Here is a 14,641-nt window from a genome sequence, read left to right on the forward strand (position 1 = left end):
ACTTTCTTGAGACTATGACACCAGACGTCCTCATCATTGGCGGCGGCGTGGCCGGGCTGAGTGCGGCCTGCTTTCTGTCCGAATTCGCGCAAGTGACACTTCTGGAGCGTGAGCCTGCGCTGGCAACGCAGTCCTCAGCCCGCACGGCAGGTCAGTTCACGGCGGGTATTTCCGCCGGCACCATGCGGGCGATGGCGGCGGCGAGCCGCTCGTTCTTCCAGGCACCACCACCCGGCTTTTGCGAACAGACGCTTGTCGCACCCCGGGGCTGCCTGACAGTCGGGCGGGAAGAGCACCGGCCGGTTCTGGACAGGCTGATGGCCCGGCTTCAGGAGGCGGGGGCAGACTACCGGTTTGTCGACCGGCAAGAGGCGTTGGCCCTGTTTCCGGCACTGAGGCCGGAGCAGGTTTATTCAGGTGTTTTCGAAGCAGATGCGATGGACATTGATGTCGATCTGCTGCTGCAATCCTACCGCAAGGCGGCGTCTGCAAACGGTGCCCGCTTTGTCTGCAAGGCGGAGGTCACTGCCATCCGGCGGATTTCCGACACATGGCAGGTGACAGCCGGAGATCTGACGGTGTCCGCACCTGTTCTGGTCAATGCGGCCGGGGCCTGGGCAGACCGGGTTGCGGATCTTGCCGGCGTCTCGGCGCTTGGCCTCAAGGCCTTTCGCCGGTCGGCCTTCACATTTCCGCTCCACCGGCCAGAAGCAGGTGCCTGGCCACACGTTACGACGGCCGATTACACCTGGTACGTCCACCCGCAACCCCACGGCTTTACCGCGTCTCCGGCAGAGGCCGATCCTGCTTCCCCGGGAGAGGTTTATGCGGACGACCTGCGCCTCGCGGAGGCCATCCACCACATCGGGGTTGATACCGATCTGGCGGTGCCGCGCCCGTCTGCAAGCTGGGCGGGCCTGCGCACCTTTGCACCTGACCGAAATCCGGTCTGCGGCGGAGTTCCTGGTTATCCGGGTTATTTCGTCAGCGCTGGTCAGGGCGGATGCGGGGTTCTGACGTCCCCGGCCATGGGCCAGGCCCTGGCCGCTGTGGTCCAGGGCCGGGATCTGCCCGGCAATCTCTCTGCATCCGGCATTGCTCTGGAGCAACTGGCACCGGCACGGCTTCTGCCCGACTGATCTTCTTCATTTGACAAAGAACGCGTTTTCCAGGAAAAACCTCTCAAGCCAGTCGGGGTTCGGCAAGCCAGATAACCTGTTATGCCGGAGATCCCCCTTGCGTTTTCTTTCCTTTCTCAGTGTCTGCGCCGCCCTGTTTGCCGGTGTCCTGCCCGGCGCCCTGTCCGCTGCCGAAATCACCCATGTCATGGGCACCACCGAGGTGCCGGACAATCCGAAGCGGATCGTCGTTCTCACCAATGAAGGCACCGAAGCGCTGCTCATGCTGGGCAAGACCCCCGTCGGCGCTGTCTCATCCTGGTACGGCGATCCCTGGTATCCGCATCTGGGCGACCGGATGGCCGGTGTCGAGGTTGTGGGGACGGAACTTGCGGTCAACCTGGAGCGGGTTGCCATGCTGGAACCGGATCTGATCCTCGGCAGCAAGAAACGGCAGGAGGAAATCTATCCGCAGCTCTCCGCCATCGCGCCGACTGTGTTTGTCGTCAACGCCACGGACTTCAAGGACAACATGAAGCTCTATGCCCGCTCAGTCGGCGTGGAGGCGGAAGGCGAAGCGCTTGTTTCTGCCTATGACGCCGATGTGGCCCGCTTGCATTCGGCCCTCGGTGAAAACGCAGATGACACGGTTTCCGTGGTCCGTTTCGTGCCCGGCCAGCTTTACGTCTATCGCCACGACAGCTTTTCCGGCGTCGTCCTGGACGACATCGGCTTCAAGCGGCCAGAGGTTCAGGCGCAGGACGGTTTGTCTCTGGCTGTCGGCAAGGAAAGCATCCCGAACATGGAAGCGGATCGCATGTTCTATCTCACGTATGACACCGGCAATGGTGAGGGAACGGCCCTGGAGAGCGAAACGCTGAACGACCCTTTGTGGGCCAACCTGGTCGTCGTCAGGTCAGGCAGAGCCCACAAGGTCGATGATGGAGTGTGGGCAACGTCGCAGGGCATTCTCGCAGCCCGTGCCATGCTTCAGGACATCGCGGGGATCTACGGGGTTGATGTCGACTTCAGCTCTGAGTAATCCGTCTTGCCGATTGCGGTCCGGCTCATCCCGTTGAGCCGGACCGCCTCTCCGGTACCGTGGGCCTGGGGGGAGGCTAAACGAGATTGCTGAAATGTAACAATACAACCAGGTTATTAAAACAAGTTGTATTTCAAAAGGATGCCGTCACACAATCGTCACGGGCAAGGGCCGTCAACCTTTCTTTCCCAGTCAATAAGAGCTAGCCTTCCGTTAGGTAATCTAACGCGCCTGGCTGTTGAACGGCTGGTCATCGCGTTCGATCCCCCAACGCGAGAGGGCGCGCTGAATGGCCGAGAGAGAACCGGCACGGCCGGGCAGAACGGAAAGCGGTAGCGACGCGGAGCTGATCGACAGCATTGCGCGAGCCAACGTGGAGTGCATTTCCACGGTTCCCGGTCAGGCCCGCCGTCCGCAGCATCCCAAGCATCACGGCTGTGTCCATGCCCGTTTCGTCGTTGGCGAAGTGCCAGAAGACCTGCGTCACGGTCTGTTTGCGCTGCCGGGCACCTACGACGCCCTTGTACGGTTTTCCAATGGCCGCAAACTGGATGACCGCAAGCGCGACGCCCACGGCATGGCCATCAAGGTGCTGGGTATCGACAGGGAATGGCTGTCGGCTGAAAACCCGGACGGCCAAGTGCAGGACTTCATTCTTGTCGACCATGAAACCTTTTTCACCGGTGACCTTGGCGACTACGACGACATCAACACCCTCCTGCTGGGGCACGGTCTTGCCCGGCTGAAGCACCTGCCGCGGCTGCTGCTCACCGGTTTCAATCTCTCCAGCAGAATGCGCGACTTTGTTTCCCAACGGCCGAAGTCTCCGCTTTCAAGCCGATATTTCAGCACCACCCCCTACCGCTTGGGGGACCGGCTGGTGAAATATACGGCAAAGCCCCGGCCCGTGCCTGTGGACCCGCCTGACACCGATCCCGATGTTGATCAGTTGGCGGTCGCACTCAGGGAAACGCTGATCCGCTGCCCGGTCACCTTTGAATTCGGTGTCGATGTGCAGACGGATCCGGCCGCGCAGCCGTTGGAGGATCCTTCAGTTGCCTGGTCAAAGGCGCCCGGTGCGCGGCACGAAACGCTGGCAACGCTGGAGATCCTGCAGCAGGACGTCGACCAACACGCGCCGCTTCCTGAAAACATCGCCTTTTCCCCCTGGAACAGCCTGCCGGCGCATGAGCCCGTGGGCGCCATCAACCTTGCGAGGCGCCGAACCTACGAGAGCGCCGCGCGCAAGCGGCACGAGGTTAATGGTGTCGTCCCGCCCGTCACCGCCGGTATTCCGGAAAGCTACAAGACGCATCAACCATCGGTCTTGCCCGAAAAAAGCGGCATGCCGCTCTGGCTGGCTGTTGTCGCCGGACTGCTTCTGGCAACCTGTCTGGTTCTGGAAGGCAAACGGCTGACCATCAAACCCGGCCCACCGAAAGCTTTCGCCAATCCGGTTGCAGAATTCAAATACGGCTCCATCGGCGCCGAATGGGACGGTTTTCCCTATATGATCTGGCGTGAACTGCCGACGATCTTCAAGGACGAGTTGCCGCGCGGTTGGCGCACCTTCGGATTCATCGAAGAGCCGGGACAGAAACTGCCGGTCGGTTTCAGCGTCCGGCGGGTCGGTGTGCCGAGGGTCGGCTTCAATTGCGCGACCTGCCACAGCGCGGAAGTCACCGCGGGCGGCAACACCATGTTGGTGCTGGGCGCGCCTGCCGAACAACTCGATGTCCAGTCCTACATCCTCTTCCTGGGCTATGTCGCCGCCAGCGACAAGTTGACCGCCGACGCGGTGATCGAAAGCGCAGCCCAGGCAGGGCGGCCGCTCGGGCCCATTGACCGGTTGCTTGTGCGCACCATTCTGGTGCCCGGCATCAAGGACCAGTCCGACGGTTTGGCAACGGCCTTCAACTGGATGAAAGTCAAGCCGCAGCACGGGCCCGGGCGCACGGATGCGGGCAATAGCTGGCGCGCACGCTGGGGTTATGGCCCGGAAAAGGATGATGCGGTCGGAACGGTCGATTTTCCAGCCGTCTGGAACCAGGGCATCCGCGAGGGGGGCTGGTTCCATTGGGACGGCAACAACAACTCGCTGATCGAGCGCAACTATTCCGCAGCCCTTGCGGGCGGCGCAAAGGAATGGCTGCTGCAACGCGGCCTGATCGATGCTCAGGCGGAATGGCTGCACGACCTGCCGCCGCCTGCGTATCCCTTGCCAGTCGACGCGGACATGGCGGCGGAAGGCGCCGATATTTACCAGCGGGAAGGCTGCGGCACATGTCATGACCCGGGAGGCGAGAGCTTCGGGCAGGTCACGCCGCTTTCAGAGCTTCAGACAGATCCTGAGCGCGCCGACCTCTTCGACGAAGCCTTCGTCAGCCGGTTCGGCGATGTCGGCAAGGGGTACACTTGGCGGTTTTCGCATTACCGGGCTACGGACGGCTATGCCAACACGCCGCTGGACGGCATCTGGGCGCGCGGGCCGTATCTGCACAACGGCTCCGTGCCGACGCTGCGGGCGCTGCTGTCACCGCCCGAAGACCGCCCGGAAACCTTCTATCGCGGCTGCACGGATTTCGATCCGGTGAACGTTGGCTTTGCCTGCGACGACGGCTTCCTGTTCGACACGCGGCTGACCGGCAATGGCAACGGCGGGCATCTCTATGGCACCGGTCTGCCGGACGGCGAGACATCAGCGCTGATCGAATATCTCAAATCCAAGCAATATCCGGGGCGGTCATGAGGCTCAGTGCATCCTTCAAGGGAACGTTTCTCGACATCATCTGCCTGCTTGTCGGGACGATCATGGCCTATCGCGGCTTCGAGGAATTCTTCCGCTACGATTTCGATCCCGTACACATGGTGCTGGGGCTCGCCCTCGGGGCCGGTGCCTATGCCAACTGGCTGATGTACCGGCGGCTGCGCATCGGTTACTGGATCTTCATCGGCGGCAATGTGGTCGTGGCCGTGATCTTCATCTTCGTGCTGCAGGATGTCTGGCATCACCACGTCTGGCCGCACATCGTCTATGCCCTCGTGTTCGTGCCGTTTCTGGATCAGCTCGGAGCCCGCTCCGAACGCGACGTCCTGCGGGACCCGCCGCTGCACAAGCGGATCCTCGGTTTCATCGGCGCGCAGGCGCTGAAACTGGCGGAGGCCTTTCCGGCGCTCGTCCGCCTGGTCAAACGCTGCGGTCCGCTCAGCCGGGCTCTCAACCGGCTCGTGATCAACGGCATATCAAGCGCTCCTCCCGGCCGTCCGCTGCCGCTTTCCCTCTGGACGCCTTACGATTCCGAAACGCATGTTGAAAGTGTTGCGGGACCAATTGATCCGGAAAAGACCACCAGCACCTTTGCAAGCTGGCCCGGTCTGGTCGATCGCCGCTACACCGGCCGTCATCTGCCCCCGGTCGATCAGGCGTTCGTCGACGCCCTTCCGGACGTGCCGAAGGTGGCGGAACTTTACAAGCGCACCACGATGGTCGAAAGCGACACCAGTGCGTTGTTCTGCTTTTTCGCCCAGTGGTTCACCGACAGCTTCCTGCGCACCCATCCGCTGAACAAGCGGATGAACACCTCCAATCACGAAATCGATCTCTGCCAGATCTATGGCCTGGGCGAGCAGACCACCTTTTTCCTGCGGCAGGGCGCCTTTCTCAAATCTCGGCAGACGCCGGTCGGCGAGCTGCCACCACTGCTTGTTGGCCCGGACCTGGAAGTAAAAAGCGAATTTGCCGGAATTCACTTCATGCCCATGTGGGCGACGACCTTTCTCGGACCGGATCCCGAATGGGGAACGGCAAAAAAACTCCGGTACCTTCTGGCCGGCATAGGTGATTGGGCCGTCGTGCCCGAGCGCTGGAAGTGCCACTATGCCGCCGGTCTGGAACGGGCCAATTCAACCATCCTCTACAGCGCGCTCAACACGATTTTCCTGCGCGAGCACAATCGACTTGCTCACGAGATCGGCAAAAGGAACCCGCATTTCGGTCCGGACAGGGTGTTCGAAACTGCCCGCAACATCAACATCGTCAAGCTGCTCAAGGTCATCATCGAGGACTATATCAACCACCTGGCCAATTCGCCGTTCAGGATATTCGTGGAGCCGGGCGATGCGGACAAGCGCCTCTGGTATCGCACCAACCGCATCGCGCTGGAGTTTGACCTGCTCTATCGCTGGCACCCCATGGTGCCGGACCAGTTTCTGTTTCACGGCAGGAAGCTGGAAAACGAGGAATTCCGCTTCAACAACACGATCATCGAAAAACATGGCGTCGAGACGGTCATTGATGCGGCGGCGCGCCAGCGGGCCGGCAAGTTGACCTTGCACAACACGCCGTTCTTCCTTCAGGGCGCGGAAGAGCGCACGCTGGAGTTTGCCCGCAGGTTCCGTCTCGCACCCTTCAACGCTTACCGCGCCTCCTGGAAACTGCGCCCCTATGACAGTTTCCTGGAACTGACGGGCGGCGACACCCGTCTTGCGGGAGAACTGGAAGCGCTTTATCCGGACTGGAACGGCGTGCGCGGCATCGACCGGGTGGATCTGCCCATCGGGCTTCTGGCCGAAGACCAGATGCGGACGCGGCCCCTGCCACCCCTGCTTCTGGCCATGGTCGGGTCCGACGCCTTCTCCCAGGCGCTCACCAATCCGCTTCTGGCCAAGAACGTCTTCGGTCCCGGTGTCTTCACCGACTACGGAATGGCGGAAATCGCGGCGACATCGACGTTCCAGGATATCGTTGACCTCAACGTTGCCGCCAACGCCATGAAACCGAAGGCGAATTTCACCATCGACAAGGACACGCTGTTGCCCTGGCCAGACTGACGTCTCGTCAGGGATTGTTTTCTTGAAAGGATCCGGCGGCAAAGTTGAACCGGCAAAATTTGCAAAGCCGGCCCGAAAGGCTATCGTGAAGCGCTTATGTCAAGGGAGGATGGCATGCGCGACCTTGAACATGTGAGTGAAATAGACCGCGTATTGAAGGGGTACGAGACCGGCAGGGATGGGCTGGTTTCGGAAAGCTGGCGGCGTTGTGTCCAGACGTACGGCATGGACCCGACGCGGCCGGAACCGGCTCATATCGTCACCGAACAGCAGTTGCGCGAACATCAGGAACAATCCGAACGGTTGATCGCGACAGCCCGCTCCGGACTGCGCACCCTGTTCAAGCAGGTTGCCGGGCAGAACTATGTGTTGCTGCTGGCCGATGCCAAAGGCGTGTGTGTCGATTTCTTCGGCGATCCGCGGTTCGAGGACGATCTTCGGCAGGCGGGGCTTTATCTCGGCTCCGACTGGTCGGAGGATCTGGCCGGAACCTGCGGCGTTGGCTCCTGTATCGTGACGGGGGAGGCCGTGACGATCCACCAGAGCGACCACTTCGGGCTGTCGCACACGCCGCTCTCCTGCACGGCTGCGCCGATCTACGACACTTGCGGCAAGCTGGCGGCGGTTCTGGATATTTCCCTGCTGCGGTCACCGAGCCCGAAATCGAGCCAGAACCTGGCGATGAACCTGGTGAAGGCCTCCACTCGCCGGGTCGAGATGGCCAACCTCATGGCGACCACGCGCAAGGAATGGGTCCTGCGGTTTTCAACGTCACCGGAGTTTCTGGAAGTCGATCCGGAAGCCGCCATCGCCCTGGATGATAGCGGACGGATAACGGGCATGACGCACGGGGCGCTCGCGTGTCTCGCCCCTTCCGGCTCTGCCGACCTGATCGGCAGCCGGATCGACAGTTATCTGGATCTCGATGTTGACGATCTGCCGTCGCTGATGCGCGGCCGCCCTGCGGAAGACCGGGTTCTGCGCCGGCGCGACGGCGGCGGGCTATATGGCCATGCCATTGCGCCGCAGGCAGCCCGCATGGCCCGCACCCCTGTCTCCGGTGCTTTGCCCACGCCGTTGCGTGGGATCTGCGGACAGGACGCGGCGCTGTTGCAGGTGGTGTCGAAAGTTTCCCGGCTCGCACCCACACAGGTTCCGATCCTCCTGTCAGGTGAAACCGGAACGGGAAAGGAATATCTGGCAAGGGCCATTCACGTCCTCGGCCCTGCCGACCGTCCGTTCCACGCGCTGTGCTGCTCGGCCTTGAAGCCGGAAAAGGTCGGCGCGCTGTTTGATGCCGCCGCCGGGACGTTGTTTCTGCGCGGGATAGAAGACCTCGACAAGGCCGGTCAAGCCGCCTTGCTCGCCCTGCTGGAACACCGCACCGATCTTCGCGTTGTGGCAACGACGCGTCAGGACCCGGCGGGGTCCACAAGCATCCGCGCGTTGCGGCCCGAACTCTATTTCAGAGTTGCCGGTTCGGTCCTGCGGATCCCGCCACTGCGGCACCGGCAGGATTTCGACTGGCTGGTCGACCGCTTGCTGCGGCGCTCTCCGCGGGACCTACGCCTGTCACCCGCAGCACGGGCCGAACTTGGCAGCCGGCACTGGCCGGGCAACATCCGCGAACTTGCCACCTTGCTGGATGTCGCGACCGCGCTTGCCGAAACCGATGTGATCGATCTTCCCGATCTGCCGCCGGCGACGCTGTCCGGACGTGTCGAAACTGACCCGAAACAGGATCTGGAAGCGCTTCTGGACGCCTGTGGCTGGAACATGTCCCAGGCGGCCCGAAGGCTTGGCGTCAACCGGTCGACGGTGTTGCGGCGGATGCGCTCACTCGGTCTGGAGCCGCAGCCCAAGCTGCGCGCATGATCACGTGTTGCGTTCTGTTGCGTGCGCAACAGGAAACGAAGTTTCTGCCCGGTTGCGTGCTCAATTGATGCGCGTTCCATGGAAAAACGCAGGGTCGCTCTGCATTGTTTCCTCCATAAACAGGGAGGAACTGGAATGCTCGACAAACCATTGGTCCACGAGACCGAGACTTTTCTCAACACCTTCGGCAAGGCGCTGGAAGACGGCAAGATCGATGCGGCAACAGACATGTTTCTGGACGACTGCTACTGGCGCGACCTGATAGCCTTTACCTGGAACATCAAGACCGTCGAGGGCAAGGATCAGGTCCGCGACATGCTGGAGAAACAGCTGGCGTCTACCGGGCCTGGCAACTGGCGGATCGCTGAAGGCGAGATCCCGACGAAGGAGGGTGATGTCGTCACCGCCTGGATCCAGTTCGATACGGAACGGGCTCGCTGCTTCGGCCTGATCCGGCTGAAGGGCGGCAAGATCTGGACCCTGCTGACCACCATGTCGGAGCTCAAAGGCCATGAGGAGCCGAAGGGGTTCAACCGGCCGCTGGGGGCCAAGCACGGTGCCAGCAAGCACCGCACCAGCTGGAAGGAGGAGCGCGAGCGCGAACTTGCGGAACTCGGTTACAAGACCCAGCCCTATTGCCTGATCATCGGTGGCGGACAGGGCGGCATCGCGCTTGGCGCGCGCCTGCGGCAACTCGGCGTGCCGACCATCATCGTGGAAAAGAACGCGCGGCCCGGCGACAGCTGGCGCAACCGCTACAAGTCCCTCTGCCTGCATGATCCCGTCTGGTACGACCACCTGCCATACATCAAGTTTCCGGAAAACTGGCCCATCTTCAGCCCCAAGGACAAGATCGGCGACTGGCTGGAGATGTACACGAAGGTGATGGAGCTGAACTACTGGACCAACACCGTCGCCAAATCGGCCACCTATGATGAGGCGAAGAAGGAATGGACCGTCGTCGTGGATCGCGACGGCGAAGAAGTGGTGCTGAAGCCGAAACAGCTTGTCATGGCAACCGGCATGTCGGGCAAGGCGAATGTGCCGAACTTCCCGGGCATGGACACCTTCAAGGGCGATCAGCACCATTCGTCCAAACATCCGGGGCCGGACAGGTATCGCGGCAAGAAGGCGGTTGTGGTCGGGTCCAACAATTCGGCACACGACATCTGCGCGGCGCTTTGGGAAAACGACGTCGACGTCACCATGGTGCAGCGGTCCTCCACCCATATCGTGCGCTCCGACACCTTGATGGACGTCGGCCTCGGCGCGCTTTATTCCGAAGAGGCGGTTCGCTCCGGCGTGACGACGGAAAAGGCGGATCTCATCTTCGCCTCGCTGCCCTACAGGATCATGCATGAGTTCCAGATCCCCGCTTACGCGGAGATGAAAAAGCGCGATGCGGACTTCTATGAAGGGCTGGAGAAAGCCGGGTTCTGGCTGGACTGGGGCGACGATGAAAGCGGCCTCTTCATGAAATATCTGCGCAGGGGCTCCGGCTACTACATTGATATCGGTGCGAGCCAGTTGATCATCGACGGCGAGGTCAAGCTGAAGCGCGGTCAGGTGTCTGAAATCGTTGAAGACGGCGTCATTCTGGACGATGGCACGAAGCTGGAAGCGGATCTGATCGTCTATGCCACCGGCTATGGGTCGATGAACGGCTGGGTCGCCGATCTGATGGGTCAGGAGATGGCCGACAAGGTCGGCAAGGTCTGGGGGCTTGGCTCGGACACCACCAAGGACCCCGGCCCCTGGGAAGGCGAACAGCGCAACATGTGGAAGCCGACCCAGCAGGAAGCGCTCTGGTTTCACGGCGGCAACCTGCACCAGTCCCGCCACTATTCCCAGTATCTGGCACTTCAGTTGAAAGCGCGGATGGAAGGCTTGCCGACGCCGGTCTACGGCCTTCAGCAGGTGCATCACCTGTCCTGACCGGAAACGCGGACAGGACCTGACCAAATGGAAGAGCCGAGGAAAATGTCTCCCCGGCTTTTTCCGTCTTCACCACCCCCTCACCATCGTCATCCCGGACGTAGCGCAGCGAAGATCCGGGACCGGGGAACCGCCAACGGGTGGCTGCAACAGGTTGGCGTTCATATCGAGACGTTCCGGCCCCCCGATCCCAGCTCGCGCTTCGCTTGGCCGGGATGACATTGGTGAGGATGGTGATGTTGGTGACAGAATTGCTTTGAAAGCGGCCACCATTCCCTTTGCACGGAGAGCCCCTGGAACAGCGCCCTCCCTGCCCCACCGAAAGCCTGAAACTTTCCTGCCCCATGTGGACCGGTCTTTGTGCGTCTCAGAACATCGGCAACACCGGACAGGAGCAATGCCAAAATCCCTTTGACCGGAGAGGCCTGGCGCCTATTGTGCGAAAAATCGCAGCAATTTCCGTCAGGATACGGTCCATGAGCAGGTTCTGGAGCCCCATCGTCAGCAAACTGGTGCCCTATACGCCGGGCGAGCAGCCGAAGGACCGCAGCTTTATCAAGCTGAACACCAACGAGCACCCCTTCGGCCCCTCGCCGATTGCGCTCGGGGCCATCCGTGCGGCAACAGAAGACAGCCTGAGGCTTTATCCGGATCCCACCGCCGCTGCCTTGCGGGCAACGATCGCCGCCAGCTTCGGCTTGAGCTCGGATCATGTCTTTGCCGGGAATGGCTCGGACGAAATCCTGGCTCATGCCTTCCATGGCTTTTTCAGCGGCAAGGACGAGCTGCTGTTCCCCGATATCACCTACAGTTTCTACAAGACCTATTGCGCGCTTTTCGGCATTTCTCACCGGACTGTTGCGCTCGACGGCTATTTCCGGATCGATCCGGCCAGCCTCTGCGGGCCTTGCGGCGGCATCGTGCTTGCCAATCCGAACGCGCCGACCGGTATTGCCCTTGATCTTGCGACGGTGCGGAGCGTTCTGGAACAAAATCCGGATGTAGTCGTGCTGGTCGACGAAGCCTATGTCGATTTCGGCGCCGAGAGTGCCGCTGGTCTGGTTTCCGAATTCGACAATCTTCTGGTGGTCCAGACCTTTTCCAAATCGCGCGGCCTTGCAGGGCTGCGCGTCGGGTTCGCTCTTGGCCAGCCGCACCTGATCGAAGCCCTGCAGCGGATCAAGGACAGCTTCAATTCCTACCCGCTCGACCGTCTGGCGCTTGCCGGTGCCGAAGCGTCCTGGCAGGACACGGACTGGTTCGAGGAAACTCGGCGCCTGGTGATCGCGGAGCGGCAGAGGATGGCGGACGGGCTACGTTCTCTCGGCTTCAAGGTGTTGCCTTCGGCGGCCAACTTCCTGTTCGTGTCGCACGAAACACGCGCCGCGCGGGAGCTCCTGACCGGGCTCAGGGACGAAGGCATTCTGGTCCGCCACTTCAACAAGGACCGCATCGACAACTGGCTGCGCATTTCCGTCGGTACGGAAGAAGAAGGCGAGGCGCTGCTGCGGGTGATGGCAAGGCTTGTTGCCGGCTAAAAGCTTCCAGTCCCGCTGTTTCTTGCAAATCCACGAGGACGAACCCATGTCTCGAACATCGGTTCAAAAGGGAGACACCGCATGCTGGTCACCACTACCAACACCATTCAGGGCAGGGATCTGGACTACAAGGGTCTGGTGACGGGCGAGGCGATCCTCGGCGCGAACATCTTCAAGGACTTCTTTGCCGGCATTCGCGACATTGTCGGTGGCCGCTCCGGCGCTTACGAGGAAGAACTCGGCAAGGCGCGCAAGATTGCCATCGACGAAATGTGCCAGCAGGCTCAGGGCATGGGCGCCAATGCTGTGATCGGCGTCGATCTCGACTATGAAACCGTCGGTCAGAACGGCTCCATGCTGATGGTCAGCGCCACCGGGACCGCAGTCTTCATCCGCTGATCCTGCCATGCCGCCCGACATTCTCATCTCTTCCGGGTTCCCGGAGGACCAGCGGCCGGCTGCTGCCCGCCTGTTCTGGGAAGCCTTTTCCGGCAAGCTCGGCAAAGTGCTGGCTCCGAAGGAAAAGGCGCTCCGGCTGATCGAGCGCATTCTCGATCCGGCCTTTGCCATCAGCGCCCTCGACCGGGAAGGCCAGCTTCTGGGTCTGGCCGGCTACAAGACTGCCGACGGTTCGTTTGCCGCCGGCAACCTTGACGACATGACGGCTGTCTACGGCCAGTGCGGCGGCCTGCTCCGCGGTGTCTTTGTGGAGGTTCTGGAACGAAAGATCGAGCCGGACTGCCTGCTGATGGACGGTATCTTTGTTGCCGAAAGCGCCCGCGGCCGAGGTATCGGCGGCACCTTGCTGAACGCCATCGCCGAAGAAGCGCGCAGGCGGTCGCTCTCCCGCGTGCGACTGGACGTGATTGATACCAACCCCAGGGCAAAGGCTCTTTACGAGCGCTCGGGCTTCACGGCGGTTGGAGAGGAAAAGACAGGGTTTCTTGAACTCCTGTTCGGCTTTTCCTCCGCGACACGCATGGAGAAGCAGGTTTAGGCAGTTCAGCCAGGTTCAGAGCCAGATCCGCACAGTGTCACCCCGGACTAGCGAAGCGCAGGTCCGGGGTCCACGCGCGCAACCGCGTGCTGACGCCGGGATGATTTGGCAAGGCGAGTGCTTCGAACTCCGCGCTCCGGGCATGAGCAGGCCCCGGGTCTCACTTCGTTCGCACGGGGTGACACCAGGGCGTTCCGCAGATGTCTTGGCTCCACAAGAGAGGCAGTCGTTTTATTTGTTAGCCTCAACCCGCTCTTTCCCCTCTCCCACAATGATGCTCTAGTCGGCCGGACCCCAACAGGAGCCTTTGAATGTCCTCACACGGTTATGAAAGCGGGCGGTTGAACCTGCCCTTTGTCGGCATCTGCACTTTCGGTAAGTCTCCCTATCAGCCGGACTGGGACGCCATCGATGCGGATGTCGCTGTTCTGGGCGCGCCGTTCGATTTCGGTACCCAGTGGCGGTCGGGCGCACGCATGGGCCCGCGCGCGATCCGGGAGGCTTCGACGCTGTTTTCCTTTGGCCATGCGGGTGCTTATGATTTCGAGGACGACATCACCTATCTGCCGGCGGAAACGACCCGCATTGTCGATCTGGGCGATGCCGATATCGTGCATACGGATACGATCGAAAGCCATAAGCGTATCGAATATGGCGTGCGCAAGATCCTGGAGGCTGGCGCCTTGCCTGTGGTGCTGGGCGGCGATCATTCGGTCAACATTCCCTGCATCAACGCCTTTGACGGCCAGGACCCGATCCACGTTGTTCAGATCGATGCGCATCTGGATTTCGTCGACGAACGTCATGGCGTTCGCTACGGCCATGGCAACCCGATGCGCCGCGCGGCGGAAAAGCCTTATGTCACCGGCCTGACCCAGATCGGCATCCGGAATGTGTCCTCCACCTCGCGCGATGGCTATGAAGACGCCCGCCGGATGGGCTCGGACATTCTGTCCGTGCGCCACGCCCGCAAGCTTGGCACCGAGGCCCTTCTGGCGCGGATACCGGCTGGTAAACGCTATTACCTGACACTTGATATCGACGCTTTCGACCCGTCCATCGCACCGGGCACGGGCACGCCAAGTCACGGCGGATTTCTCTATTATGAAGTGCTGGAGCTGCTCGATGGTCTGGCAAGGCAGGGGGACATCGTCGGCATCGATCTGGTGGAGGTCGCGCCGGACTACGACCCGACGGGCTCCACAAGCATTCTCGCCGCACAGGTTCTGATGAACACCATCGGCAGGGTCCTGCATCACCGCAAGGCATGAAAAACCCCGCCGGCGGGTTTGCTGCAGCCGGCGGG

Annotated in this window: 10 protein-coding genes; all 10 read left to right on the top strand. The window is 61.6% G+C overall.

Annotation, left to right across the window (positions count from 1 at the left end; all coding sequences use genetic code 11):
* Positions 1 to 14 precede the first annotated feature (14 nt).
* Entirely contained in the window at positions 15 to 1,139 is a 1,125-nt protein-coding gene (locus V1T76_RS14505) for an NAD(P)/FAD-dependent oxidoreductase (protein ID WP_330561354.1), read from the top strand.
* A gap of 97 nt (positions 1,140 to 1,236) precedes the next feature.
* Complete coding sequence (locus V1T76_RS14510) at positions 1,237 to 2,160, top strand: ABC transporter substrate-binding protein (protein ID WP_330561356.1); 924 nt, start codon at positions 1,237 to 1,239, stop codon at positions 2,158 to 2,160.
* A gap of 289 nt (positions 2,161 to 2,449) precedes the next feature.
* Positions 2,450 to 4,909, top strand: coding sequence for a hypothetical protein (locus V1T76_RS14515; RefSeq protein WP_330561358.1), 2,460 nt, complete (start codon positions 2,450 to 2,452; stop codon positions 4,907 to 4,909).
* A complete protein-coding gene (locus tag V1T76_RS14520; RefSeq protein WP_330561359.1) occupies positions 4,906 to 6,990 on the top strand; it encodes a peroxidase family protein in 2,085 nt (694 codons plus the stop codon). Before V1T76_RS14515 ends, V1T76_RS14520 begins: the two co-directional genes overlap by 4 nt.
* 114 nt (positions 6,991 to 7,104) lie before the next feature.
* Entirely contained in the window at positions 7,105 to 8,865 is a 1,761-nt protein-coding gene (locus tag V1T76_RS14525) for a sigma-54-dependent Fis family transcriptional regulator (protein ID WP_330561360.1), read from the top strand.
* A 135-nt stretch (positions 8,866 to 9,000) separates the two neighbouring features.
* Positions 9,001 to 10,800 carry an NAD(P)/FAD-dependent oxidoreductase gene (locus V1T76_RS14530; RefSeq protein ID WP_330561362.1) on the top strand — a complete coding sequence of 600 codons (1,800 nt, stop codon included), beginning with the start codon at positions 9,001 to 9,003 and terminating at the stop codon, positions 10,798 to 10,800.
* Positions 10,801 to 11,276: 476 nt separating this feature from the next.
* Positions 11,277 to 12,338 carry a histidinol-phosphate transaminase gene (hisC, locus tag V1T76_RS14535; protein WP_330561363.1) on the top strand — a complete coding sequence of 354 codons (1,062 nt, stop codon included), beginning with the start codon at positions 11,277 to 11,279 and terminating at the stop codon, positions 12,336 to 12,338.
* Positions 12,339 to 12,419: 81 nt separating this feature from the next.
* A complete protein-coding gene (locus V1T76_RS14540) occupies positions 12,420 to 12,737 on the top strand; it encodes a heavy metal-binding domain-containing protein (RefSeq protein ID WP_006936948.1) in 318 nt (105 codons plus the stop codon).
* Between the two features lie 7 nt (positions 12,738 to 12,744).
* Positions 12,745 to 13,335 (top strand): GNAT family N-acetyltransferase, encoded by a 591-nt coding sequence (locus V1T76_RS14545; RefSeq protein WP_330561364.1) that lies wholly within the window; start codon positions 12,745 to 12,747, stop codon positions 13,333 to 13,335.
* Positions 13,336 to 13,646: 311 nt separating this feature from the next.
* Positions 13,647 to 14,606 (top strand): agmatinase, encoded by a 960-nt coding sequence (speB, locus tag V1T76_RS14550; protein WP_330561366.1) that lies wholly within the window; start codon positions 13,647 to 13,649, stop codon positions 14,604 to 14,606.
* Positions 14,607 to 14,641 lie beyond the last annotated feature (35 nt).

Source organism: Roseibium sp. FZY0029, from assembly GCF_036350355.1.
In the GTDB taxonomy this organism is placed as follows: Bacteria; Pseudomonadota; Alphaproteobacteria; order Rhizobiales; family Stappiaceae; genus Roseibium.